Origin of the sequence: Pseudomonas sp. Fl4BN1, from assembly GCF_009908285.1 — a bacterium.
GTDB lineage: Bacteria > Pseudomonadota > Gammaproteobacteria > Pseudomonadales > Pseudomonadaceae > Aquipseudomonas.
Genome location: NZ_JAAARM010000007.1, coordinates 151346 through 175694, shown reverse-complemented (window position 1 = coordinate 175694; position 24349 = coordinate 151346). Strand labels below are relative to the sequence as shown.

20 protein-coding genes are annotated in these 24349 nt (G+C 63.5%); 11 read left to right on the top strand and 9 right to left on the bottom strand.

What is annotated here, in order from left to right; all coding sequences use genetic code 11:
• Nucleotides 1–267: 267 nt before the first annotated feature.
• Entirely contained in the window at nt 268–1752 is a 1485-nt protein-coding gene (locus GV818_RS10635) for a DASS family sodium-coupled anion symporter (RefSeq protein WP_161758146.1), read from the top strand.
• 42 nt (nt 1753–1794) lie between these two features.
• On the opposite strand, the gene dapF is transcribed toward GV818_RS10635, so the two are convergent.
• Nucleotides 1795–2589: a diaminopimelate epimerase gene (gene dapF / locus GV818_RS10630; RefSeq protein ID WP_161776518.1), complete on the bottom strand. Its 795-nt coding sequence runs from the start codon at nt 2587–2589 to the stop codon at nt 1795–1797.
• A 217-nt stretch (nt 2590–2806) separates the two neighbouring features.
• Here dapF and GV818_RS10625 point away from each other — a divergent pair, with 217 nt between their 5' ends.
• The gene (locus GV818_RS10625; protein ID WP_161776517.1) at nt 2807–4468 is read left to right on the top strand and encodes an MFS transporter; all 1662 of its coding nucleotides are present in this window, start codon (nt 2807–2809) and stop codon (nt 4466–4468) included.
• Nucleotides 4465–5589: an HlyD family secretion protein gene (locus tag GV818_RS10620; protein ID WP_161776516.1), complete on the top strand. Its 1125-nt coding sequence runs from the start codon at nt 4465–4467 to the stop codon at nt 5587–5589. The genes GV818_RS10625 and GV818_RS10620 overlap by 4 nt, the downstream gene beginning before the upstream one ends.
• Before the next feature lie 186 nt (nt 5590–5775).
• On the opposite strand, the gene copD is transcribed toward GV818_RS10620, so the two are convergent.
• Genes copD through GV818_RS10605 form a run of 3 tightly spaced genes read right to left on the bottom strand, consistent with a single transcriptional unit; the run spans nt 5776 to nt 7487 of the window.
• The gene (gene copD / locus GV818_RS10615) at nt 5776–6651 is read right to left on the bottom strand and encodes a copper homeostasis membrane protein CopD (protein ID WP_161776515.1); all 876 of its coding nucleotides are present in this window, start codon (nt 6649–6651) and stop codon (nt 5776–5778) included.
• Nucleotides 6652–6654: 3 nt separating this feature from the next.
• The gene (copC, locus tag GV818_RS10610) at nt 6655–7023 is read right to left on the bottom strand and encodes a copper homeostasis periplasmic binding protein CopC (protein WP_161758151.1); all 369 of its coding nucleotides are present in this window, start codon (nt 7021–7023) and stop codon (nt 6655–6657) included.
• A 29-nt stretch (nt 7024–7052) separates the two neighbouring features.
• Complete coding sequence (locus GV818_RS10605) at nt 7053–7487, bottom strand: GNAT family N-acetyltransferase (protein ID WP_161776514.1); 435 nt, start codon at nt 7485–7487, stop codon at nt 7053–7055.
• A gap of 263 nt (nt 7488–7750) precedes the next feature.
• Between GV818_RS10605 and GV818_RS10600 the strand changes: the two genes are divergently transcribed.
• Nucleotides 7751–8371 (top strand): TetR/AcrR family transcriptional regulator, encoded by a 621-nt coding sequence (locus tag GV818_RS10600; RefSeq protein WP_161758153.1) that lies wholly within the window; start codon nt 7751–7753, stop codon nt 8369–8371.
• A gap of 542 nt (nt 8372–8913) precedes the next feature.
• Here GV818_RS10600 and preA read toward each other — a convergent pair.
• From preA to hydA, 3 genes are all read right to left on the bottom strand, one after another.
• Nucleotides 8914–10188 (bottom strand): NAD-dependent dihydropyrimidine dehydrogenase subunit PreA, encoded by a 1275-nt coding sequence (preA, locus tag GV818_RS10595; protein ID WP_161776513.1) that lies wholly within the window; start codon nt 10186–10188, stop codon nt 8914–8916.
• A complete protein-coding gene (locus GV818_RS10590; RefSeq protein ID WP_372242087.1) occupies nt 10189–11556 on the bottom strand; it encodes an NAD(P)-dependent oxidoreductase in 1368 nt (455 codons plus the stop codon).
• 174 nt (nt 11557–11730) lie between these two features.
• Nucleotides 11731–13170 carry a dihydropyrimidinase gene (hydA, locus tag GV818_RS10585; protein ID WP_161776511.1) on the bottom strand — a complete coding sequence of 480 codons (1440 nt, stop codon included), beginning with the start codon at nt 13168–13170 and terminating at the stop codon, nt 11731–11733.
• Between the two features lie 621 nt (nt 13171–13791).
• Here hydA and GV818_RS10580 point away from each other — a divergent pair.
• The 7 genes from GV818_RS10580 (at nt 13792) to msrA (ending at nt 22513) form a co-directional block, all read left to right on the top strand.
• Nucleotides 13792–15279: an NCS1 family nucleobase:cation symporter-1 gene (locus tag GV818_RS10580; protein ID WP_161776510.1), complete on the top strand. Its 1488-nt coding sequence runs from the start codon at nt 13792–13794 to the stop codon at nt 15277–15279.
• 321 nt (nt 15280–15600) lie between these two features.
• Entirely contained in the window at nt 15601–16878 is a 1278-nt protein-coding gene (locus GV818_RS10575) for a Zn-dependent hydrolase (RefSeq protein ID WP_161776509.1), read from the top strand.
• Between the two features lie 289 nt (nt 16879–17167).
• Nucleotides 17168–17698: a hypothetical protein gene (locus GV818_RS10570; RefSeq protein WP_256667562.1), complete on the top strand. Its 531-nt coding sequence runs from the start codon at nt 17168–17170 to the stop codon at nt 17696–17698.
• Nucleotides 17699–17807: 109 nt separating this feature from the next.
• Complete coding sequence (locus tag GV818_RS10565; protein WP_161776507.1) at nt 17808–18776, top strand: aliphatic sulfonate ABC transporter substrate-binding protein; 969 nt, start codon at nt 17808–17810, stop codon at nt 18774–18776.
• Between the two features lie 148 nt (nt 18777–18924).
• Complete coding sequence (locus GV818_RS10560) at nt 18925–21000, top strand: ATP-binding cassette domain-containing protein (RefSeq protein WP_161776506.1); 2076 nt, start codon at nt 18925–18927, stop codon at nt 20998–21000.
• Nucleotides 20997–22052 carry an ABC transporter substrate-binding protein gene (locus tag GV818_RS10555; protein WP_161776505.1) on the top strand — a complete coding sequence of 352 codons (1056 nt, stop codon included), beginning with the start codon at nt 20997–20999 and terminating at the stop codon, nt 22050–22052. Before GV818_RS10560 ends, GV818_RS10555 begins: the two co-directional genes overlap by 4 nt.
• On the top strand, nt 22049–22513 hold the full coding sequence (gene msrA / locus GV818_RS10550) for a peptide-methionine (S)-S-oxide reductase MsrA (RefSeq protein ID WP_178124844.1): 465 nt from the start codon (nt 22049–22051) through the stop codon (nt 22511–22513). Before GV818_RS10555 ends, msrA begins: the two co-directional genes overlap by 4 nt.
• A gap of 84 nt (nt 22514–22597) precedes the next feature.
• Here msrA and GV818_RS10545 read toward each other — a convergent pair whose 3' ends face one another.
• Nucleotides 22598–22870: a hypothetical protein gene (locus tag GV818_RS10545; RefSeq protein WP_110724166.1), complete on the bottom strand. Its 273-nt coding sequence runs from the start codon at nt 22868–22870 to the stop codon at nt 22598–22600.
• A 996-nt stretch (nt 22871–23866) separates the two neighbouring features.
• Nucleotides 23867–24235 carry a VOC family protein gene (locus tag GV818_RS10540; protein WP_161776504.1) on the bottom strand — a complete coding sequence of 123 codons (369 nt, stop codon included), beginning with the start codon at nt 24233–24235 and terminating at the stop codon, nt 23867–23869.
• Nucleotides 24236–24349 lie beyond the last annotated feature (114 nt).

The window sequence follows — 24349 nt, the reverse complement described above, 5'->3', positions numbered from 1 at the left end:
TAACAGTTCGACTCCTTGTCTCCTTGGTAGCACTCTGATCTCAAACATGTGAAAAATCTGCATAGATGTAAAAATATATTTCCAATTGTTATTTTTTGTTCAGCCCGGGGACAGCTGGTGGGGAGTACAGGGTCTGGCCAGGGGTATTTCAGGCCTCGCGGGTACAGGAATGAGGGGGGCACACCCCCTTGGACTTGACCCTTATCAAGGCAGTTTTGGCAGTTTTGAGGCATCCTTGACGTCTCCCCAACGAAAAGGAAAAGGCCCATGACAACGCCTGTGACAACGGCGCCCGCGACCAAGGCCGTATTCCCGATTGGATTGCTGATCGGCGTGCTGGCGTTGGTCGGGGTACTGCTTCTGCCTCTGCCCGCCGACCTGCCGGTGGCAGGGCACCGGATGCTGGCGATCCTCGCGTTCGCCGTGGTGGTGTGGATCAGCGAAGCCGTGTCCTATGAGGCCAGCGCGATCATGATCACTGCGCTGATGGCCTTCCTTATCGGCACCGCGCCGACCCTGCAGGACCCGACCCAGATCTACGGCAGTTCGGCGGCCATCAGCATGGCCCTGACCGGCTTCTCCAACTCGGCCCTGGCCCTGGTGACCGGCGCCTTGTTCATCGCCGCGGCGATGACCCACACCGGCCTCGACCGACGCATTGCCCTGGTGACCCTGACCCGGGTCGGTACCAGCACCCGGGGCATCCTGGTCGGGGCCATCGCGGTGACCATCCTCCTCAGCTTGTTGGTGCCCAGCGCTACAGCGCGCAGCGCCTGCGTGGTGCCGATCATGATGGGTGTGATCGCCGCCTTTGGGGTCGACAAACGCTCGAACATCGCCGCCGGGTTGATGATCGTGGTGGCCCAGGGCACCAGCATCTGGAACGTCGGCATCCAGACCGCCGCCGCACAGAACCTGCTGACCGTGGGTTTCATGGACAAGATGCTTGGCCAGCGCGTGGCCTGGCTCGATTGGTTGATCGCCGGGGCGCCCTGGGCGGTGATCATGTCCCTGGTACTGCTGTGGCTGGTGCTCAAACTGCTGCCGCCGGAAACCGACAGCATCCCCGGTGGCAAGGAAGCCGTGGCCCAGTCCCTGGTGGATATCGGGCCCATGACCGGGCCGCAGAAACGCCTGCTGGCGGTATCGCTGTTGCTGCTGCTGGCCTGGTCCACCGAGGGCAAGCTGCACCCCTTCGACACCACGACCACCACCTACGCCGGCCTGGTGATCCTGTTGTTGCCACGGATCGGCATCATGACCTGGAAGGACGTGCAGGCACGGATTCCCTGGGGCACGGTGATTGTCTTCGGTGTCGGCATCAGCCTGGGCACGGCGCTGCTCAGCACCCAGGCCGGGCAGTGGCTGGGGACTCAGGTGGTGGCCCATACCGGGCTCGACCATCTCGGCCCGCTGGCGGTGTTCGCGATCCTCGGCGCCTTCCTGATCCTGATTCACCTGGGATTTGCCAGCGCCACCGCGCTGACTTCGGCCTTGCTGCCGATCCTGATTGCAGTGCTGCAGACCTTGCCGGGCGAGATCAATCGCTTGGGCATGACCATGCTCCTGGGGTTTGTCGTCAGCTACGGTTTTATCCTGCCGATCAACGCGCCGCAGAACATGGTCTGCCTGGGCACCGAAACCTTCAATGCGCGGCAGTTCGCCAAGGTCGGGTTGCTGGTGACGCTGGTGGGTTACCTGCTGATGCTGGTGTTCGCCATGACCTGGTGGAAGTGGCTGGGCTGGATCTAGGCCGCGTTGCCCGGGCGCCCGGTTTTTGCCGGCGCCACGGTGTCATAGCGAGCCGTGAAACACCCGGGTCACGGTACCGGCCAGGCGCACCGTGCCCTGGCCGTCCCAGCTGACGGTCACCGGGCCGCCATCGCATAGCACCTTGACTGGGCTGTCCAGCAAACCACGGCGGATGCCATTGACCGCGGCCCCGCAGGAGCAGGAGCCTGAGCCCAGGGGAATCGCGCCGTTGCGTTCCCAGATCCTCAGGCGAAGGGTCTGGCGGTCGATGATCTGGATGAAATGCACGTTGGTCTTTTGTGGAAACAGCGGGTCGGCCTCGATTAGCGGGCCGATACTGGCGATATCGAGGCGCTCCAGGTGCTCGACGAAAAAGCTGCAATGGGGGTTGCCCATGCTGCATGCCGTCGGCGTTCCCGGCAGTGGCAAGGTCAAAGTGTCCAGGGGCCGGGCCAGGGGAATCGCCTGCCAGGCGAACTGTGGCTCGCCCATTTCCACCGAAATCGACTGATCGTCCAGGCGCTGGCAGTGCTGGATACCGCGCTCGGTCTTCACCTGCACCGAACGCTCGCCGCTTTCGCCCAGCAGCAGCTCGGCAGCGCCGCGGGTGGCACTGCCGCAGGTGCTCAGGCTGGAACCATCGGCGTTCCAGAAGGTCAGTTGCGCCGCCGTCTCGGGGCAATCGCTGAGCACCACTAGTTGATTGAAACCGATGCCGCGCTGCCGATCGCCCAGGGCCCTGGCACGTTCGCGGGTGATCGGGTAGTCGCGACCACGGGCGTCGATCAGCACGAAATCATCACCATTGGCGTGCATTTTTATAAAGGGCAGGGGCATTTGAGTTCCGGATAATGACGGCCAAGGTCGGGTGGCGTTGAGACTCGGCGCCTGCTGAAGGATTTCGAAAAAACAGCGCCGACGCCAGCGTCTTCAAATAAAATTCATCCACGCCGTTGCCGGTTCGCCTGCCCTCGGGGTTTTCCGGCACACTGGCGGACCATGAGAAATATCGCCAACGGCTGCGTTGCAGCCTGGCACTGCACAAGGTCACTGCATGGATCACTACGCCCCGCGCAACTGGCAGCCCCACGAAAAGCCCAGCTTGCCCGGTTCCCCCTCGACACCGCTGCACCCCACCCACAAGCGCCTGGCCTATGCCCTGGTGGGCTTGCTGGTGGCCATCACTGGCGGCCTGGGCAATTCGCTGGTGATCGCCAACCTGCCGTATCTGCAGGGCGCACTGGGCGCGACCACGGCGGAAATGGCCTGGCTGCCGGCGGCCTACGTGATGACCAACGTGTCGATGAACCTGCTGCTGGTGAAGTTTCGCCAGCAGTTCGGCCTGCGGGCCTTCACCGAGGTGTTCCTGGTGCTGTATGCCCTGGTGACCTTCGGCCACCTGTTCGTCAACGACCTGAGTTCGGCGATCGCCGTGCGTGCGGCCCACGGCATGGTTGGTGCCGCCCTGAGTTCCCTGGGCCTGTACTACATGGTCCAGGCCTTCCCGGCGAAGTGGCGACTCAAGGCCCTGGTGCTGGGGTTGGGCACCTCGCAACTGGCCTTGCCCCTGGCGCGGCTGTTTTCCGAGGATCTGCTGCAGATTGCCGAATGGCGCGGCCTGTATCTGTTCGAACTGGGCCTGGCACTGACTTCCCTGGGCTGCGTGTTCATGCTCAAGCTGCCGCCGGGGGATCGCTTTCGCACCTTCGAGAAACTCGACTTCCTGACCTTCGCCTTGCTTGCCAGCGGCGTGGCGCTGCTGTGCGCGGTGCTGTCCCTGGGGCGGATCGACTGGTGGCTGGAGGCGCCGTGGATCGGCTATGCCAGCGCGGGCTCGATCGTGCTGATCATGGCGGGGTTGTGCATCGAACATAACCGCAGCAACCCGATGCTGATGACCCGCTGGCTTGGCAGTGGGGCGATGATCCGCCTGGCCCTGGCGGTGATCCTGATCCGCATGGTGTTGTCCGAGCAGTCCACCGGCGCAGTGGGTTTCCTCCAGGCCTTGAACATGAGCAGCGAGCAGATGCGCATGCTCTACGGGGTAATGCTGCTGGGCAGTATCGCCGGGCTGGCCACCAGCGCCTTGACCATCAACCCGGCGCACCTGCTGAGGCCGCTGATCATCTCCCTGGCGCTGATGGCGCTGGGTTCGGTGATGGACAGCTTCTCCAGCAACCTCACGCGCCCGGCCAACATGTACCTCAGCCAGTTCCTGCTGGCCTTTGGCGGAACCTTCTTCCTCGGCCCGACCATGGTCCTGGGGACCCGCAACGTGCTGACCAATCCGCGCAACCTGGTGAGCTTCTCGGTGTTGTTCGGCATCTGCCAGAACCTCGGCGGGCTGATCGGCTCGGCGTTGCTCGGGACCTTCCAGATCGTTCGTGAGAAATACCATTCCAGTCATATCGTCGAGCAGCTGACCTTGCTCGATCCCCAGGTGCTGGCCCGGGTGCAGAGTGGCGCAGCGGCTTATGGCAAGATCATCGCCGACCCCGACCTGCGCACCCTGCAAGGCATGCGCAGCCTGGCCACGGCGGCCACCCGCGAGGCTAATGTGCTGGCCTATAACGATGTCTTCATGCTGATTGCGGTGATTGCCGTACTGACCATGGTCTGGATCTTCATTCGCAGCCTGTGGCTGATGAGCACGACCCGCGCGGTCGTGCCTGCGGCCCCGGCTTCCGTTCAACCCAGTGGTGCCCCTTCTTCATGAGCGAATCCATCCATCCCACCACCAATGCCATTGCCGCATCCGCCGAGCCCAACGGACCGCCGACCCTTCCCGGTACCGAACCACGGCCGCTGGCGGTGCGCATCATTTCGTCCCTGGGATTTGCCGCCATCGCCATCGTCGGTGTGCTGATCGTGCTTTACGCCTGGCAGCTGCCGCCGTTTTCCAGCGCCGTGGAAAGCACCGAGAATGCCCTGGTGCGCGGGCAGGTAACCATCATCGGGCCGCAGCTCAGCGGCTATGTGTTCGAGGTTCCGGTGCAGGACTTCCAGCAGGTCAAGGCCGGCGACCTGCTGGTGCGCCTCGACGACCGCATCTACCAGCAGCGCCTGGATCAGTCCCAGGCGCAACTGGCGGTGCAGAAAGCGGCCCTGGCCAATGCCCTGCAACAACGTAATAGCGCCGAGGCCACCATCAAGCTGCGCCAGGCGGCGTTGGCCGACAGCCAGGCCCAGGCGCGCAAGAGCGTGGCGGACCTGCAACGCAACGAAGCGCTGATCGCCGACGGTTCGGTGTCCCGGCGTGAGCTGGACGTGACCCGTGCCGCCAATGCCCAGACCGTGGCGGCAGTGGCCCAGGCCCAGGCACAACTGGAAATCGCCCGGCAGGATCTGCAGACGGTGATCGTCAATCGCGGTTCGCTGGAGGCCGCGGTGAGCAGTGCCGAGGCGGCGGTGGAACTGGCACGGATCGATTTGTCCAACACCCGAGTGCTGGCGCCACGGGATGGGCAACTGGGGCAGATCGGCGTGCGCCTGGGGGCTTACGTCAATTCCGGTGCGCAGTTGATGGCCCTGGTGCCCAACCAGCTGTGGGTGATTGCCAACCTGAAGGAAACCCAGATGGACAATGTGCGTGTGGGGCAGCCGGTGAGCTTTAGCGTGGATGCGCTGAGCCACCGCAAATTCAGCGGCAAGGTGCAACGGATTTCCCCGGCCACCGGTTCCGAATTCGCCTTGTTGCAGGCCGACAACGCCACTGGCAACTTCGTCAAGATTGCCCAGCGCGTGCCGGTGCGGATCAGCGTCGACCCGGATCAACCGGAGCTTGAACGCCTGCGTCCCGGACTGTCGGTGGTGGTCAGCATCGACACCTCCCGCTAACCGACACACCGCCGCACTGTAGGAGCCGGCTTGCCGGCGAAGGCGGTCTTGCGGGCCCCTTCGCTGGCAAGCCAGCTCCTACGGCTGGTAGAGATATCGCGGGAGGTCCTGTAGGAGCCGGCTTGCCGGCGAAGGTGGTCTTGCGGGCCTCTTCGCTGGCAAGCCAGCTCCTACCGGGGGGATCGTTCAGACCGCTTGCATTGGCGGCAAGGTGCCCAGCAGCGAGACTGCGGCCACTGCGGCCACACCCAGCAGCCATTCCACCTGCACGCTGTTGCGCAGGCTCGACAGGCGCCGGTCGCAGCCGCGGATTCGCAGGCGGTTGAACAGCGCCAGCCCGAGCATGCCCGCCACCAGCAACACCTTGATCAGCAGGATCAGGGCAAAACCATTGAACAATGGCGTCGGCCACCATTGCCCGGTGAGCACCCGCACGTTGATCAGGCCGGTTATCAGCAAGCCGGTTACCAGCCCATAACCCACGCCGCTGAAGCGCTTTAACAAGGGCTCGACAGACAGGCCCGCGGGTTGCCGCAACACCAGCAACAACACCAGCAAGCCTCCCAGCCAGATGCCGACACAGCTCAAGTGCACGATCTGGTTGAGGATCAACAACTGCCCCTGCAGGCCATCGAGCATGGCCCCGTGACCCACCGGTGCCAGGGTGGCCAACAGCAGCGCGCCGAGCCCCAGTTGCACCGACAGGCGCCGGCCCAGCGGGGTCAGCAGCAGGCCGAGCAACAGCAGGTTGAGCAGCAGGTGCCAAGTCCAGACCTGGCCGAAAAAGGTCTTGCCCAGCACCAACTGCACGGTCGCCGGGTCCAGCGCCGCCGACCAGGCGCCGGCCATGCTGGCGGTGATCAGCAGCAGCCAGCACAGGCCGCTGCCCAGGCCAACCAGCGCCAGCCAGCGGCTGAGTCGCTCCAGTCGGTGCTCAACGGCTTGATGCGTGCCGGGCTGCGGATCGAGCCCCAGCAACAGCGGGCGAAACACCCAGGCACCAACCAGGGTCAAGATCACCGCGAAGTGCACGAAGCGGCACAGCACCAGCCATGACGCCATGGGTTACTGGCTCACCTTGAAGCTGTAGCTGCCTTCGCTCTTGTGGGTATCCACCGACACGGCGTGCCATTGCACCTTGTACTCGCCGGCACGCAGCGGCGTGGCGGCCGGGGTGACGATCAGGACTTTCTTGTCGCTGCCTTCGCTGGCGAGGCTTTTGACTTCCACCGGGGTGCCGTCCTTGCTCAGCTTGACCTGGGTGAAGGCCGCTTCCACGCCTTCGGTGAAGACCAGGCGCAGCGCAGTGGGCGCGGTGACGCTGCTGTCGGCGGCCGGGGTCGAGCTTTTCAGATGGGCATGGGCGAACACCGAGGTGGTGGCCAGCAGGGAGGCGAGCAGGGCGGTGGTGGTGAACAGGTTTTTCAGGGACATGACAGGGTTACCTTTAAAGAGAGTGGGGCTCAACGATCTTGCAACTGCATATGAATGATCGGAAACGGCCGGCCTTCACCGTCGGTTTCCGAGCGGCCGCAGTCGACGAAACCATAGTGACGGTAGAAACCATGGGCCTTGGGGTTCTGTTCATTGACGTCGACCTTCAGGCCAGGGCGACGCACCTGATCCAGCAGCGTGCGGCCGATGCCCTGGCCGCGCAGGGCCGGCTCGATAAACAGCATCTGCACGGTGTCGTCGCTGGTGGCGATAAAACCTGCGGGGCTGGCGTCGGGGTTTTCCCAGACCAGCACTTCGAGGGCCGGCAGGTAGCTGTCGCGTACCAGCGGGTACAGGCGCTGGATATCGTCTTCAGCGATAAAGTCATGGGTGGCGCGTACCGAGCGCTCCCAGAGCGCGGTCAGCAGGGCGTCGTCCGCAGCGACGCGAGGGCGAATCTTCATGGGCATGTTCCATCGGTAACAGGACAGATGGCCGGCGATGGGGCAGGGCCGGCATTCGGGCAGAGACCTGTATGCCCGTGTCGCGAATTAACGCCTGGACGGAGCACCGCAGTGGCTGCTGCAAATGAGCGGGATGCCGATCCTACCCAATACGGCCTGGCGGCGAAAGACCGGCGTCGGCCCGCAATGTCTCAGGCCTGACGGCTCCCCGCAGTACGCGGGTGGATGCTAGTCTTGCCCCAGGCTGTTTTCAGGGAGCCCTCATGGGCAATCACAAGATTGAGATCCGTCGCAGCAACGTGGAAAAAATCCTCCTGGGTGCCGAGAAAGTTTTTGCTGAAAAGGGCTATGCCGGCACCGCCATGGCGGATATCGCCGAGCAAGTGCAACTGCCGCGCTCCAACCTGCATTACTACTTCAGCACCAAGAGCGAGTTGTACAGCGCGGTGCTGCTGGGCCTGCTGGAGGTGTGGAAGCAGGACGCCCTGTGCTTTGAAATGTTCGACGACCCACGAGTGGTACTGAGCAGTTACATCCGCGCCAAGATGCAGCATTCACGCAGCCGGCCCTATGGTTCCAAGGTCTGGGCCAACGAGATCATCCATGGCGCGCCGACGCTGGGCGAAGCCCTGGATGCCAGCCTCTACGACTGGGCGAAGATGAAGGAAGCGAAGATTCGCCAGTGGGTCGAGGATGGGCGGATTCTGCCGGTGGAGCCGTCGAGCCTGCTGTACATGATCTGGGCCTCGACCCAGCATTACGCCGACTTCGACCATCAGGTGATGATCCTCAACGAGCACCAGCCGCTGTCGGACCTGCAGTTCGAGCGGGCGGTGCAGACCGTCACCAGCGTGATTCTTCGAGGTATTGGCCTGGAGCCCTGAGCCTGCATCGCCGCCTACCGTAGGAGCTGGCTTGCCAGCGAAGGGGCCCGCCAGACCGCCTTCGCCGGCAAGCCGGCTCCTACAGATCCCCCGCGATATCTCTGCCAGCCGTAGGAGCTGGCTTGCCAGCGAAAGGGCCCGCAAGACCGCCTTCGCCGGCAAGCCGGCTCCTACAGATCCCCCGCGATATTCCTGCCAGCCGTAGGAGCTGGCTTGCCAGCGAAGAGGCCCGCCAGACCGCCTTCGCCGGCAAGCCGGCTCCTACAGATCCCCCGCGATATCTCTGCCAGCCGTAGGAGCTGGCTTGCCAGCGAAAGGGCCCGCAAGACCACCTTCGCCGGCAAGCCGGCTCCTACAGATCCCCCCGCGATATCCTGCCAGCCGTAGGAGCTGGCTTGCCAGCGAAAGGGCCCGCAAGACCACCTTCGCCGGCAAGCCGGCTCCTACAGATCCCCCCGCGATATACCTGTCTACCGTAGGAGCTGGCTTGCCAGCGAAGAGGCCCGCAAGACCACCTTCGCCGGCAAGAGCAGGCCTCTCTCTCAAACAGCTTCGTGGTAGGGATTGCGCGGATCGTGCTGCCAGTCGAGGAATGGCTTGCCGGTTTCCTGAGGCACCATGTCGATGCAATCCTGCACCGGGCAGGTGATCTGGCACAGGTTGCAACCCACGCATTCGTCGTCGATCACCTCATATTTATGGGTGCCGTCCGCTTGCCTGAGGCTGGCAATCGCCTGGTGCGAAGTGTCTTCGCAGGCAATGTGGCAGCGTCCGCAACCGATGCACGCCTCCTGGTCAATTTTCGCGATCACCTGGTAGTTGATATCCAGGTACTTCCAGTCGGTGGTGTTGCCCACGGCGCGCCCACTGAAGTCTTGCAGGCTGTGGTAGCCCTGGCTGTCCATCCATCGCGATAGACCGTCCTTCATCTCTTCGACGATGCGAAAGCCGTGAAGCATGGCGGCGGTGCACACCTGCACCGCACCGCAGCCCAGGGCGACGAACTCGGCGGCATCGCGCCAGTTGCCGATGCCGCCTATGCCGCAGATCGGCAGGCCTTGGGTCTGTGGGTCGCGGGCGATCTCGGCCACCATGTTCAGGGCAATCGGCTTGACCGCCGAGCCGCAATAACCGCCATGAGTGCTCTGGCTGCCGACCATCGGGTGGGCGACCATGCGCTCCAGGTCGACGCTGGTGATGGAGTTGATGGTGTTGATCAGCGACACCGCGTCAGCCCCACCGCGGTGGGCGGCGCGGGCGGCCATGCGGATGTCGGTGATGTTCGGCGTCAGCTTGACGATCACCGGCAGCGAACAGTAGGTCTTGCACCAGCGGGTCACCTGCTCGACGTATTCCGGCACCTGGCCCACAGCTGCGCCCATGCCCCGTTCCGGCATGCCGTGGGGGCAGCCGAAGTTCAGTTCGATGCCATCGGCGCCGGTGGCTTCCACCAGGGGCAGGATGGCTTTCCACGACGCTTCCTCGCAGGGCACCATCAGCGAAACGATCAGCGCGCGGTCCGGCCAGTCCTTCTTCACCTGGGTGATTTCTCGCAGGTTGATCTCCAGGGAACGGTCGGTGATCAGCTCGATATTGTTGATGCCCATGACCTCGCGGTTAGGCCCGAAGTGCGCCGAGTAGCGCGACGACACGTTGACCGCCGCCGGGTCCTCGCCGAGGGTTTTCCAGACCACGCCGCCCCAGCCGGCCTCGAAGGCGCGGACCACGTTGTAGGCCTTGTCGGTGGGGGGCGCGGAGGCCAGCCAGAACGGGTTGGGGGCTTTGATACCGGCAAAGACAATCGACAGATCGGCCATTTACGCAGCCTCCTGGTTGAGCATCAGTCGGGCATGCATGGCTTCTGCGGCCAGCTTGCCGTGTTGTACCGCCTGCACCGTGAGGTCTTGGCCGAGGCTGACGCAGTCGCCGCCGGCATAGACCCCGGGGATGCTGGTGCGCAGGTGTTCGTCCACCTGGATGCGCTCGCCGCTGCGTTGCAGTTCCCGGGCCAGCGGGTCGCTCAGGGCGGCGCCGTCGAAGCCCTGGCCGATGGCCTTGAAGATCGCATCGGCGGTCAGTTCAAAAGTCTCGCCGGTGGTTTGCAGGCGGCCGTCCAGTAGCTGGGTGCGGGCGAAGCGCATGCCGCGCACCTGTCCTTGATCATTGAGCAGCACCTCCTGGGGCGCGGCCCAGGTCAGCAGGCGCACCTGGTTGGCTTTGGCGATTTCCTGCTCGTGGTGGGTGGCGCCCATGTCCTCGATGCCGCGGCGGTACACCAGGTTGACGTCGCGAGCGCCGAGGCGGGCCATCTGCACTGCCATGTCGATGGCGGTGTTGCCAGCGCCGAGGACGATGCAGTGCTCGGCCAGTGGCAACTGGCTGAGGTCGTCGGCCTGGCGCAGTTCGCGGATGTAGTCGGTGGCGGCCAGCAGCCCGGGGGCATCCTCGTGTGCCAGCCCCAGCAGCTTGCTGGCGGCCAGGCCGAGGCCGAGGAACACCGCGTCGAACTGCTGGTGCAGTTCGGTCAGGCTGAGGTTGGCGCCGAGCTTCTGCCCGTGGCGAATCTCGATCCCGCCGATGCCCAGGAGGAACTCCAGTTCCTGCTGGGCAAAATCGTCCACCAGCTTGTACTTGGCGATCCCGTATTCGTTGAGGCCGCCGGCTTTGTCCCGGGCTTCGAAAATCACCACTTCATGGCCGTGCAGAGCGCAGCGGTGGGCGCAGGACAAGCCCGCCGGGCCGGCACCGACCACAGCGATGCGCTTGCCGGTGGGCGCGGCGCGCTGGAATGGGTGCTGGGTGAAATGGGCGTTGTCCACGGCGTAGCGTTGCAGCAGGCCGATCAGCACCGGTGCGCACTCCTGGGCGTTGTTGCGCACGCAGGCCTGCTGGCAGAGGATTTCCGTGGGGCAGACCCGAGCGCAGCTGCCGCCGAGGATATTGGCCGAGAGAATCTTCTGCGCTGCGCCCTGGACGTTGTCGGTGTGGATATTGCGGATGAACGAAGGGATGTCGATCTCGCTGGGGCAGGCGTTGACGCAGGGTGCGTCGTAGCAGTAGAGGCAGCGTGATGCTTCCAGGTGGGCCTGGCGGGCGTTGAGCGGTGGCGCCAGGTCGGTGAAATGGCCGGCGAGGGTGGCGTTGTTCAGGGTTGGGTGGGGCAAGTGGTTCAAGGTCTTGATCACGGTTTTGGCCTCACGGTTTTTTTGGCTGCCTCTGACGGGCATCTTTGCGAATTTCGTGTAGGAGCCGGCTTGCCGGCGAAGAGGGCCTTGAGTCCTGTGGGGGCTTTGAGGACGTCTTCGCTGGCAAGCCAGCTCCTACACAATCCGGCTCCTGTGATGGGCGGGGAGTGGCGGTCAGCGTTTGACGGCAGTCGGTTTGTGCCGCTCGGCGCGCTTGCTCAAGAGGTCGAACACCGCCGGGTAGGCCGGGCGCTCGATGTAGCGCCCGGCGCCGCGTTCGGCCCGCAGGTCGCCGTCGGCCCACACCAGCCGGCCCTGGCTGATGGTGTGGCTGGGCACGCCGCGCACGGTCTTGCCTTCGAAGATGTTGAAGTCCACCTGCTGGTGGTGGGTCTTGGCGGAGATGGTGCGGCTGCCTTGCGGGTCCCAGAGCACCAGGTCGGCATCGGCGCCAACGCGGATCGCACCCTTGCGCGGGTAGAGGTTGAAGATCTTCGCGGTGTTGGTGGAGGTCAGGGCGACGAACTCCTGCATCGACAGGCGCCCGCTGTTCACCCCTTCGTCCCACAGCACCGCCATGCGGTCTTCGATGCCGGCGGTGCCGTTGGGGATCTTGCTGAAGTCGTCGCGGCCGGCGGCTTTCTGTTCGGCGCAGAAACAGCAGTGGTCGGTGGCGGTGGTGTGCAGGTTGCCCGATTGCAGACCATGCCACAGCGCCTGTTGATGGCCGATGGGGCGGAAGGGTGGGCTCATCACGTAGCCGGCGGCGGTCTGCCAGTCTGGGTGGCGGTAGACGCTGTCATCCAGCAGCAGGTGGCCGGCCAGCACTTCACCGTAGACCGGTTGGCCCTTGCTGCGGGCGTAGGTGATTTCGTCCAGGGCCTCCTGGGTCGATACATGCACCAGGTACAGCGGCGTGCCAATGGTTTCGGCAATGCGGATCGCTCGGCTGGCGGCTTCGCCTTCCACCTGGGAGGGGCGCGACAGCGGGTGGGCTTCCGGGCCGGTGATGCCCTGGGCCATCAGCTTGCGTTGCAGGTGATACACCAGCTCGCCATTTTCCGCGTGCACGGTGGGCACTGCGCCCAGCTCCAGGCAGCGCTCGAAGCTTGCCACCAGGGTGTCGTCGGCGGCCATGATCGCGTTCTTGTAGGCCATGAAATGCTTGAAGCTGTTGATGCCGTGGTGCTGCACCAGCTCGGCCATTTCCTCGCGGACCTGCTCGCTCCACCAGGTGATGGCCACGTGGAAACCGTAGTCGCTGGCGGATTTTTCGGCCCAGCCGCGCCACTGCTGGAAGGCTTCCAGCAACGACTGCTGGGGGTTGGGAATCACGAAGTCGATGATCGAGGTGGTGCCCCCCGCCAGGCCCGCCGCGGTGCCACTGAAAAAGTCTTCGCTGGCCACCGTGCCCATGAAAGGCAGTTGCATGTGGGTGTGGGGGTCGATGCCGCCAGGCATCAAGTATTGGCCGCTGCCATCGAGCACTTCGCAGCCTGCGGGAATATCCAGATTGTTGCCGATGGCTCTAATCAGGCCCTCTGCGCAGAGGACGTCGGCTGTATAACTTTCATCATGGGTAATAACGGTGGCGCCACGGATCAACAGAGACATTCCGAGTTCCTCGCAGGCATGACCGACTTGTGCCGGTTCTAACTTTTTTATTGAACGCGCTGACAACTTTGTAATCCTGTCAGCGGTGTCAGGAATAGAAGCTAGCCCGAGTTACAAGAAACAGCAAGAATATTTTTTATAAGCTTATATTAAATATAAATAGTTGAAATATAAGGATAAAAAATAGAAATCTGCAAAATGGTGCAGCGCCTCACCATTTTGACGCACTTGACAGGATCGAAAAATAGTCGAGATTTCCTATGTCGAATCAGCCGCTTGAGGAGGCACTGGGAAAACCGATAAATAATTAAAAAAATAACTGTGCACTGCTTTGGGTCCTGACCGAATGGACAACTTGCCAAACACCCGGCCTGAGTGAATTGGCAACTAACCAGGGACTCGCAAGTTGCTTGCATAAAACCCAACTACATCAGTTGTTTACATGGATTCCGCCGACTGTGCAGCAGCGCCCGCGCAAGTACTTGGCATCTTTATTGAGTGCCGCCGCAGGTCGATGTGCCAGAGGCTGGAAGTCGTAAGTTCTCCGGCCATCGTCCGGCGCGCGAACCCTTCGCCTGCCGCCCTGATGAGCAAAATAATCAGAACAACAGTGGAGCGGCCATGCAACAGAACAGATCCCAGGTCACCGAGCGCGCCGGCTTGTACGAGCTGGACGCCGGCAGCGACGTACTCGACAGCCCCCGTTACAACCACGACATCGCACCGACCAAGGTCCAGGAGCGCACCTGGAACAAATGGCACATCACCGCATTGTGGATCGGCATGTCGATCTGCGTGCCCACCTACACCCTGGGCGGGGTGCTCACCGCTTACTTCGGCCTCAGCGTCGGCGAGGCGCTGCTGGCGATCCTCCTGGCCAATATCGTGGTGCTGGTGCCCCTGACCCTCAACGCCTTTGCCGGCACCAAGTACGGCATCCCGTTCCCGGTGCTGCTGCGCTCGTCGTTCGGCATCATCGGCTCCAACGTGCCGTGTCTGATCCGCGCCCTGGTGGCCTGCGGCTGGTTCGGCATCCAGACGATGTTCGGTGGGCTGGCGATCCACCTGTTCCTGGGCTCGATCTTCGAGGGCTGGAAGGCCCTGGGCGGCACCGGCGAGGTGATCGGCTTCATGATCTTCTGGACCCTCAACCTGTGGGTGGTGCTGCGCGGCGCCGAGTCGATCAAGTGGCTGGAAACCCTGTCCGCGCCGCTGCTGGTGGCGGTGGGTATCGGCCTGCTGGTGTGGGCCCTGCCCAATGTGTCCCTGAGCGAGTTGCTGGCAATCCCGCCCAAGCGTCCCGAGGGCGCTAGCGTCACCAGTTACTTCATGGCCGGGCTCACGGCGATGGTCGGCTTCTGGGCCACCCTGTCGCTGAACATTCCCGACTTCAGCCGCTACGCGAAAAGCCAGAAGGACCAGATCCTCGGGCAGATCTTCGGCCTGCCACTGACCATGTTCCTGTTTGCCGCCCTGGGGGTGGTGATGACCGCCGCCTCGGTGAAACTGGTGGGGGTCACCGTCTCCGATCCGGTGAGCCTGATCGGCCACATCCAGAGCCCGGGCTGGGTGGCCCTGGCCATGGCGCTGATCATCATCGCCACCTTGTCCACCAACACCGCGGCCAACATCGTCTCGCCCACCAACGACTTCCAGAACCTGGCGCCGAAGCTGATCGGCCGCACCACCGCAGTGATCCTCACCGGCCTGGTGGGGCTGGCGCTGATGGGCCACGAGCTGCTGAAAAAGCTCGGCCTGCTGGTGTCCGACGTCAGCCTGGAAACGGTCTATTCGAACTGGCTACTGGGCTATTCCAGCCTGTTGGGGCCGATTGCCGGGATCATGGTGGTGGACTACTTCATCATCAAGCAACAGCGCCTGGACCTGGCCGGCCTGTACCGCGACGACGTCTACCCGGCGTGGAACTGGCACGGCTTCATCGCCTTCGGCGTACCGGTGGCGCTGACCCTGATGTCCCTGGGCAGCGACGCTTTCAGTTGGTTCTACAGCTACGGCTGGTTCACCGGTTCGGCCCTGGGCGGGCTGCTGTATTACGGCCTGTGCACCTGGCGCAGCCCCCAGGTGGCGACCGCCAAGACCCCGACATGAACACCCAACCAGCGCTCTGCTCACCACCATTCCCGTAGGAGCTGGCTTGCCAGCGAAGGCGTCAGCCACGACGGCACAAGGCTCCAGGGCCTATTCGCCGGCAAGCCGGCTCCTACGGTGGGCTGGCGGTGTTTGTTGTAGGCGCTGGCTTGCCAGCGAAGGCGTCCTCAGCCTTGCAACCGGCTCGAGGGCCTCTTCGCCGGCAAGCGGAGCGCTGCCCGGCCGGCTCCTACAGATACAGGTTTTGCCGGGCCATTATCCCGGGCGATTGCTGGCACGAATCCCCCGACACCATCAGAAGAAACGCCTGAGGAGATCACCATGAACGCTGCTGTCGAGGTTCTGCAATCCAGCCACCAGCACATCAACCGCGACCGCCTGTGGCAGTCGCTCATGCAACTGGCCAAGCTCGGCGCCACGGTCAAGGGCGGGGTCTGTCGCCTGGCCCTGACCGACCTCGACCGCCAGGCCCGGGACCTGTTCGTGCAATGGTGCGAGGAGGCCGGTTGCACCGTCACCGTGGACGGCATCGGCAACATCTTCGCCCGCCGTCCCGGGCGCAACCCGCAACTGCCGCCGGTGATGACCGGCAGCCATATCGACACCCAGCCCACCGGCGGCAAGTTCGACGGCTGCTTCGGCGTGCTGGCCGGGGTGGAAGTGCTGCGCACCCTCAACGACCTCAAGCTGGAAACCGAGGCGTCCCTGGAAGTGGTGGTGTGGACCAACGAAGAAGGCTCGCGCTTCCCGCCGTGCATGATGGGCTCCGGGGTGTTCGCCGAGAAGTTCAACCTGGAAGACACCCTGGCCAAGACCGACGCCGAGGGCGTCAGCGTCGGCGAGGCCCTGAATGCCATTGGCTACGCCGGCAGCCGCAAGGTCAGCGGGCATCCCGTGGGTGCCTACTTCGAGGCGCATATCGAGCAAGGCCCGATCCTTGAGGACGAACGCAAGACCATAGGCATCGTGCTCGGCGCCCTCGGCCAGAAGTGGTTCGACCTCAAGCTGCGGGGCGTCGAAGCCCACGCCGGCCCGACCCCCATGCACCTGCGCAAGGACGCCCTGGTGGGCGCCGCCGCCGTGGTGGCGGCGGTCAACCGCGCCGCCCTCGGTCACCAGCCTCACGCCTGCGGCACCGTCGGCTGCCTGCAAGCCTATCCGGGGTCGCGCAACGTGATCCCGGGGGAGGTGCGCATGACCCTGGACTTCCGCCACCTGGAGCCGGCGCGCCTGGATTCGATGATTGCCGAAGTGCGCCAGGTGATCGACAACACCTGCGAAGAGCACGGCCTGAGCTTCGAACTGACCCCGACCGCGGACTTCCCGCCGCTGTATTTCGACCCCGTCTGTGTCGAAGCCGTGCGCGGCGCGGCCCAGGGGCTGGGCCTGTCCCATATGGACATCGTCAGCGGCGCCGGGCACGACGCGATCTTCGTTGCCGAACTGGGCCCGGCGGGGATGATCTTCGTGCCTTGCGAAGGCGGCATCAGCCACAACGAAATCGAGAACGCCGACCCCGACGACCTGGCCGCCGGCTGCGCCGTGCTGCTGCGCGCCATGCTCGCCGCCTCCCAATCCATCGCCCAACGCCAACCGTAGGAGCCGGCTTGCCGGCGAAGGGGCCCGTCAGACATGCATCGCCCATGGCGACGCCTTCGCTGGCAAGCCAGCTCCTACCGGGGCTGGCGGTGTTTTCACGAATCCGCCCGCGCCACCATTCCCGTAGGAGCCGGCTTGCCGGCGAAGAGGCCCGCCAGACATGCACCGCCCATGCCGACGCCTTCGCTGGCAAGCCAGCTCCTACAAGGGCATCGTCAGCCGCTGGTCCTGGCGTACACTGGCGAACTTTTCGCACGGGATATCGACTATGCACAGGATGGCGTTTTGTTTGGCCCTGGCTCTGAGCCTGGGGGGGTGTATCGATTACAAATGGGGCCATGACTGGAAGGCCGACAGCCTTGGCGGTTGGCAGGACGCCAGCAAGGGAAGGTATGACCAGGGCACTTCGTTCAAGCTGGCCTGCGGGCCCGAGCCGCTGTATGTGAAGCTGACCTCCGCGCCGTCCCACCATCTGATGTCGCTGCTGTTCGTTCCCCTGGTCCCGGCGGCCACCGGTGATGACAACCATCTGAGCATCAACGCCCGCCACCCGAGCCTCTCGGCCTGTTCGGCGGCGCAGAACCCCCTGGTGATCAAACTGGACAACCGGGTGATCAGCAATATCGGCTACACAGCCGGCAACCAGGCAGGCAGTTGCGAGCTGCGGCTGGACGAGCGCGAGTTGCAGGGTGAGCGGGTGTCGATCGAGGTCAATCAGGCCGTGCTGCCTTGTGCCGTGGCCCCGCTGACCTTGAAGAAAAACGGCTTCTTCTGCCTGCGGCAAACCCAGTTCGGTGGTTCCAAGCCCTGTGAGCGCTAGGGGTAGTCAGTCGCACGAACCTAAGCTAATTCCTAAAAAGTATTTATTTTCGATTTGTTAGATCGATTAGCTTTTAGCGACTTTCCTGTCTCTCAGAAGGTCCGCCCCCATGCGCCTGCCCTTTGCTTTGCGTCGCAGCTTGTCGATCACCGCCCTGGCCGGCTTGGCGTTGGGCATGGCCTTGAATGCCCAGGCCGACACCGACTTGCGCATTGGCTACCAGAAATCCTCGACCCTGCTGGCCTTGCTCAAGGCCCAGGGCACCCTGGAGCAGCAACTGGCAGGGCAGGGGGTGAAGATCACCTGGCACGAATTCACCAGTGGCCTGCCGCTGGCGGAATCGCTGAATGTGGGCAATGTCGATATCAGCGCCGATGTCGCCGACACGGTGCCGGTCTTCGCTCAGGCCGCCGGGGCCAAGCTGACCTATTTCGCCACCGAAACCCCATCACCCGCCGCCCAGTCCATCGTCATCGCCAAGGATTCACCGCTCAAGTCCCTGGCCGACCTCAAGGGCAAGCGCATCGCCGTGACCAAGGCTGCCGGCAGCCATTACCTGCTGATTGCCGCCTTGCGCGAAGCAGGGCTGAGCTTCGCTGATATCCAACCGGTGTACCTGACCCCGGCCGATGGCCGCGCGGCGCTGGAAACCGCCAAGGTCGATGCCTGGGTCACCTGGGAACCCTTCGTCGCCAGCGCTCAGCGCCAGCAGGGCGCGCGGGTGCTGCACGACGGCCAGGGGCTGGCCAGCTATCGCCGTTACTACCTGGCATCCAGCGACTACGCCAAGGCCCATCCCGAGGTGCTGAACCAGGTGTTTGCCGAGCTGCAGAAGACCGGTACCTGGGTCAAGGCGCATCCGGCCGAGGCGGCGAGGCTGCTGGGCCCGCTGTGGGGCAACCTGGATGTACCGACCGTGGAACTGGCCAACAGCCGCCGCACCTATCAGGTGGAAGTGGTGAAGCCGGAAGCCTTGGGTGAACAGCAGAAAATCGCCGATGCCTTCTACCAGGAAAAGCTTTTGCCCAAGCCGGTGGACGCGCGGGCCGTGCAGTTGTGGAGCCCCAAGAAGTTGTGATCGCTGGTTAGATTGCCTTCGCTGGCAAGCCAGCTCCTACATGCACCATACGCTGCCCTTGTAGGAGCCGGCTTGCCGGCGAACAGGCCCCCCTTTTTTCTTGTTCACCGCCGGCTACGCCATCCCGCGCCCGGCGTCAGGAGTTCCCGTGTCTGCCGTTCACGCCCAAGAGGCTTTCGCCGTCCCAGCCTCAGCCGCCACGCCACCGAGCCCCGCCGACGTGGTGCTGGAGTTGCGCAACCTGACCAAGCACTACGCCCGCCGCCGTGGCCAGAGCGCGCCGCCGGCGGTGCAGCAGGTCAGCCTCCAGGTGCGCCGTGGCGAAGTGCTGTGCCTGATGGGCACCTCCGGCAGCGGCAAGTCCACCTTGCTGCGGCATATCAACCGGCTGATCGAGCCCAGCAGCGGCGAGGTGCTGATCGACGGTGCGGCCATCAGCCAACTCTCGGCCCAGGAACTGCGCACCCTGCGTTCGCGGCGCATCGGCATGGTGTTCCAGCATTTTGGCCTGTTGCCCCATCGCAGCGTGCGCGACAACGTCGCCTTGCCCCTGGAACTGCGCGGCGAGCCCGAGGCCCAGCGCCATGCCGCGGCCGATCTGCAACTGCAAGCCATGGGCCTGGACGGCTGGGGCGAGCACTACCCCCATGAACTGTCCGGCGGCATGCAGCAGCGGGTCGGCCTGGCCCGGGCCCTGGTCAGCGAGCCGGACATCCTGCTGATGGACGAACCCTTCAGTGCCCTCGACCCGACCATCCGCCGCGACCTGCAAAGCCACTTTCTGCGGGTGGTGCGCGAGCGCGGCATCACCACTTTGCTGGTGACCCACGACCCGGCAGAAGCCTTGCGCCTGGCGGACCGCATCGCCGTGCTGCGCCACGGCCAACTGATCCAGCTGGGCACCCCCAGCGAGTTGCTGGAGCAACCGGCGGATGCCGAAGTGGCGGACTTCTTTCAGGACCACGGGGCCCGCAGCGACACGCCGGTGACGGTCTTGCCGACCCCGGTCAAGCGCGGGGTAGCGCCGGCTCCAGCCAGCCCTGGATTGTCCTTGGCCCAGACCCTGCTGCTGGGGCCGGCGGCCCTGGCTGCCAGCGGTCGTGGTGGCCTGTATTGGCTGGGCTTCGCTCTGGAGCTGGGCGCCGCCGCGGCCCTGGGCCAGGGGCTGGCCACGGCCAGTCTTGCCTGGGGCGCCCTGGCGCTGCTCGGCCTGCTGTGCAGCCGCCTGTTGAGCCTGACCCTGGCCCGGCGCCCCAGCCGCCAGGGCCGTTCCGACTGGCGCCTGCCGTGGCTGGTGTTGCTGCTGTGCCAGGCCCTGGTGCTATGGCGGGTTCTGGCCGCCGATGCTTCGGGCCCCTGGCTGCAATTCCCCGCCGACCGCCAAGTGCTGCTGGGCACCGCGGCGGCCATCGATCAGTTGATCGGCTGGTCCCAGGTCACCTTCGAGAGCACCTTCGTCGGCGTGATAGTGGCCGTGCGCACGGTGATCGAAAGCATCGAAAGCCTGCTGGGCTGGCTGCCCTGGCCGGTGCCGGCCCTGGCCCTGGTGCTGCTGGCCTGGCGCAGCGCCGGCGCCGCCCTGGCCCTGACCAGCGCCGTCGCCTTGCTCTACATCGGTCTGTTCGGCTTCTGGGAACGGACCATCGCTACCCTGGCCCTGGTGGGTTCCTCGGTGCTGATCTCGCTGTTGATCGGCGTGCCTGCCGGCATCCTCCTGGCCAAGCGCGCCCTGGCCCGGCGCCTGATCACCCCCTTGCTGGACGTGATGCAGACCCTGCCGACCTTCGTGTACCTGATCCCGGCGGTGGCGTTCTTTTCGGTGGGCAAGACCCCGGCGGTGATCGCCACGGTGATCTTCGCCCTGGCGCCGATGATCCGCCTCACCGCCCTGGGGATTCAGGAAGTGCCCAAGACCGCCGTCGAAGCGGCCCTGGCCCATGGCGCCACACCGTGGCAGATCCTGACCAAGGTCGAGCTGCCCCTGGCTGCGGGTTCCTTGCTGCTGGGGATCAACCAGACCCTGGTGATGAGCCTGTCGATGGTGGTGGTGGCGGCGCTGATCGGCGCCGGCGGCCTGGGCTACGACGTGATGACCGCGCTGCGCAACATCAAGGGCGGCGAGGGCATGTTGGCCGGCGCCGCGATCGTGTTCTGCGCGTTGATTCCCGACCGCATCATTCAAGCGACCCTGCGCCAGCGGGATCGCACATTGCATCAATCATGAGGTGTCCCTTGAACAAGTCGTTTACCCGTACCCTTGGCGCCGCCGCGCTGCTGTTGGGTTTGTCCCTGCCGGTGCTGGCCAAGGACAAGATCGTTATCGGCGAACAGAACTGGACCGGCGCCATCGCCATCCAGAACATCCTCGGCGAAGTGATCAAGAGCCGCCTCGACGGCGACGTTTCCTACCTGGCCGGCGACGTGCCGGTGCTGTTCGCCGCCGCTGCCAAGGGCGATGGCTCGGTGGACGTGCTGACCGATATCTGGCTGCCCAACCAGTCTGCCGCCTGGGCCAAATACGTCACCGGCGGCACCCGCTCCCTGGTGCCCAACAAGCAGCCGTACCTGGGGGTGCAAGGCTTCTACATTCCCGGCTACCTGCAAGACAAATACGGCGTGAAATCGGTCTACGACCTGCAAAAGCCTGAAGTGGCGAAACTCTTCGAACCCCTGGGCGGCGGCAAGGCGCAACTGCTGGTGGGCCCTGCGGGCTGGGAGTCCACCTACATCGGCGAGATCAAGGCCAAGGACTTCGGCTTTGCCGACCAATTCGAATCGGTGTCCACCGAAGCCTCGGTGACCTACGCCAAGCTCGCCGCGGCCTACAAGGCCCAGCGCGGCGTGGTGTTCTACGCCTACACCCCGGACTGGATCTTCTCCGCCTTCGACCTGCGCCGCCTGGATGAACCGGCGTTCGACGGCTATGCCCAGGACAACAAGAAGGGCGACCCGCTGTACAAGGCCGATGGCTGCTGGAAATTCATCAGCCCCACGGTGGACGCCGACTGGCTGAGCAAGAGCAAGATCACCTGCGCCTACCCGGATGCCCGGGTGTATGTCCTGGCCTCCAGCGCCCTGCAAAAGCGCGCACCGCGAATTGCCGCGTTCCTGGAGAACTTCAGCATCGAGCCTCAGGCCCTGAACGACCTGATCCTCAAGATTGAAAAGGAACAGCAACCGGCGGCGCAGGCGGCCAAGGAATGGGTAGCGGCGCATCCGCAGATCGTCGATGGCTGGCTGGGCGCCAGCGGTGAAAAAGTGGGAGTGGCGCAATGAGCGGGGCGCCGGTGAACAGCGTCGAACAGGCGACCTTCGGCGCCGGCTGCTTCTGGGGCGCGGAAGCCGCGTTCCGGGCCCTGCCTGGAGTAGTTGGCAGCCGCGTCGGCTACGCCGTGGAAGCGGCGGACGAAGCCTTGCAGATAGAAGTGGTGCAGGTGGATTTCGACCCCCAGGTGCTGGCTTATTCGACTCTGATCGAACACTTCTGGGGCCTGCACGATCCCACCTCGGTGGATCGCCAGGGCGAGCATGGCGGGGTGAAGTATCGCTCGGCGATCTTCCACACCAACGCCATGCAGGCCGAACAGGCGAGGGCGGCCAAGACCGCCCTGCAAGACTCCGGACGCCTCAACAAACCCGTAGCCACGGTGGTCGTGCCACTGGGGCGCTTTGAACTGGCGGATGAAGAGCACCAGCGTTACCTGGAAAAGAACGGCCTGAGCAGCTGTCATATCTGATCGTTTGCAGATACGCAGGCTTCTGTAGGAGCTGGCTTGCCAGCGAAGAGGCCCGCAAGACCGCCTTCGCCGGCAAGCCGGCTCCTACGCCACCCGCCACTGAATCACTTCCAGCACCGCGCAGCCTTCTCGTGTCAGCAGGTGCACGCCACGGGTGATGCGGATCAGATCGCAATCGCTGATGTCTTTCAGCTCCAGGCTGGACAGGCTGTCCATCAGGTCGCGGACCACGGTGAAACGGTGGGCGGCGCTGCTGGCCAGGTCGCTCAAAGGGGCTTGGGTGTCGAGGTAGAACACCGGGTGTTCGGTGTCGTGGGTGTCGATGGGGGTGAAGCGGGGGAGGTGATGGTCAGTCATAGGTACGACTCCTGCTCATAGAGCAATCACCTTGGTTGCCGACCGAAAGAGCTGAGGCAGTGGTACGCGAGCAGGTTGGCCGAGGAAAGGGCAACAGCACACCTGGGGTGTCCCGCGCAGCACCGTCGTAACTCCTGATCGCGGGAACAAAAGCGACTGCCAGGATGTTTGAAAGTGGATGCGTTCCTATATTCGACCGGCCAAGGTCGCTCGCGGATTTGGCTGCGAGGGGCGGACTATAGGAAGGATGCCAGGGCGGCGCAACCGAGTGTTGAAGGTGATGTTTGAGTGGTTGTGTCGACTGTCTGGTGGCTGGTTTTGATGGGGTACATATCCATTGCTGCGGTCACGGCCACGTAGGAGCCGGCTTGCCGGCGAATAGGCCTTCAAGTCATGCATCGTTCTGGCGGACGCCTTCGCTGGCAAGCCAGCTCCTACGCGGGAGGGGAACACCCCGGATTCTCTTCAGGCCGGCCGCAAGGCCGCCGTCAGATTTTGCCTTTGCTTTTGATCTTCCTGCCCCTTTAAACACGATGGCCGGAGTGAGGGCATGCCGAGCCTAAGCGAGGCACCGAGTGGAGGGGCAGGAGCGTTTTGCTTACTTTTGCGCTGTTCAAAAGTGAGTCGCTGTAAGAGCGAAACCGTAAGTGGCCACACCCGCAGCAACGGATATGTACACCACCGCGGTAAAAGCGAAACGCAACAACGGATATGTACTCCGAACCTCCCTAACGACCTCTCTATCACCCCTTAAAATAGACTAAAGAGTGTCGTCACAGACTCAAAAAACATTGATGATTGATCTTTCTAGTTAGACGGCCAGCGTGTCGTGGCTCTTGCGACGTCATCGGCGTCACGATATTTACGACAGTTTATGGAACTCGCTGAAACCTCATTTACCCACCCGTTCCCCGTCAGAGGAACTGATGGTGAAACAATACTTCTGCTCAGATATTTGTATTGCCTTGTGGGCTATCAAAGCTTGTGGGCATGAGATTAAGCAGGCATCTCGGCAGAAAAACACAGTTTGTTTTTATCCAAATCTCTCGCATACGCTGAAAAGTAGGGCCCCCGTTGGCCGGGTTTACCCTCGCAAGTACCGCCCAATTCAATCGCCTTTTCATGAAGTCTTTTTACTTTTTCTACAGAGTCAACATTAAAACCAATCATCGTGCCATTTCCATTTGTTGCAGGCTCCTTATCAAAGGGAGTGGCTAGGGCAAATGAAAAATTGTTACTTTGCCAGTAAGTCATTCTGTCTGTTGATATCAAGTGCTTGAGTTCTGTTTTTTCAAAGAGTGCATTGTAGAACTCAATTGCAGCCGCCATGTTGTTTGTGCCTAGGACGCAGTAGTTGACTCTCATAATTTAATATCTCATGTTTGTGACAGGATTTAGTACTCATGATTAGCATGTTGAAGCTGTTCATTGCAGTCATTATGGCGCGGGGCAGTGACAGTTTCTGTCAGGATTGATCGA

Bases quoted from the DNA above. Each gene is read 5' to 3' on its own strand.
- dapF (WP_161776518.1), bottom strand. From the start codon at position 2,589: ATGCCCCTGCCCTTTATAAAAATGCACGCCAATGGTGATGATTTCGTG.
- GV818_RS10635 (WP_161758146.1), top strand. From the start codon at position 268: ATGACAACGCCTGTGACAACGGCGCCCGCGACCAAGGCCGTATTCCCG.
- GV818_RS10580 (WP_161776510.1), top strand. From the start codon at position 13,792: ATGCAACAGAACAGATCCCAGGTCACCGAGCGCGCCGGCTTGTACGAG.
- GV818_RS10555 (WP_161776505.1), top strand. From the start codon at position 20,997: ATGAGGTGTCCCTTGAACAAGTCGTTTACCCGTACCCTTGGCGCCGCC.
- GV818_RS10575 (WP_161776509.1), top strand. From the start codon at position 15,601: ATGAACGCTGCTGTCGAGGTTCTGCAATCCAGCCACCAGCACATCAAC.
- GV818_RS10625 (WP_161776517.1), top strand. From the start codon at position 2,807: ATGGATCACTACGCCCCGCGCAACTGGCAGCCCCACGAAAAGCCCAGC.
- copD (WP_161776515.1), bottom strand. From the start codon at position 6,651: ATGGCGTCATGGCTGGTGCTGTGCCGCTTCGTGCACTTCGCGGTGATC.
- msrA (WP_178124844.1), top strand. From the start codon at position 22,049: ATGAGCGGGGCGCCGGTGAACAGCGTCGAACAGGCGACCTTCGGCGCC.
- GV818_RS10605 (WP_161776514.1), bottom strand. From the start codon at position 7,487: ATGAAGATTCGCCCTCGCGTCGCTGCGGACGACGCCCTGCTGACCGCG.
- preA (WP_161776513.1), bottom strand. From the start codon at position 10,188: ATGGCCGATCTGTCGATTGTCTTTGCCGGTATCAAAGCCCCCAACCCG.
- GV818_RS10545 (WP_110724166.1), bottom strand. From the start codon at position 22,870: ATGACTGACCATCACCTCCCCCGCTTCACCCCCATCGACACCCACGAC.
- GV818_RS10565 (WP_161776507.1), top strand. From the start codon at position 17,808: ATGCGCCTGCCCTTTGCTTTGCGTCGCAGCTTGTCGATCACCGCCCTG.
- GV818_RS10620 (WP_161776516.1), top strand. From the start codon at position 4,465: ATGAGCGAATCCATCCATCCCACCACCAATGCCATTGCCGCATCCGCC.
- GV818_RS10540 (WP_161776504.1), bottom strand. From the start codon at position 24,235: ATGAGAGTCAACTACTGCGTCCTAGGCACAAACAACATGGCGGCTGCA.
- GV818_RS10600 (WP_161758153.1), top strand. From the start codon at position 7,751: ATGGGCAATCACAAGATTGAGATCCGTCGCAGCAACGTGGAAAAAATC.
- hydA (WP_161776511.1), bottom strand. From the start codon at position 13,170: ATGTCTCTGTTGATCCGTGGCGCCACCGTTATTACCCATGATGAAAGT.
- copC (WP_161758151.1), bottom strand. From the start codon at position 7,023: ATGTCCCTGAAAAACCTGTTCACCACCACCGCCCTGCTCGCCTCCCTG.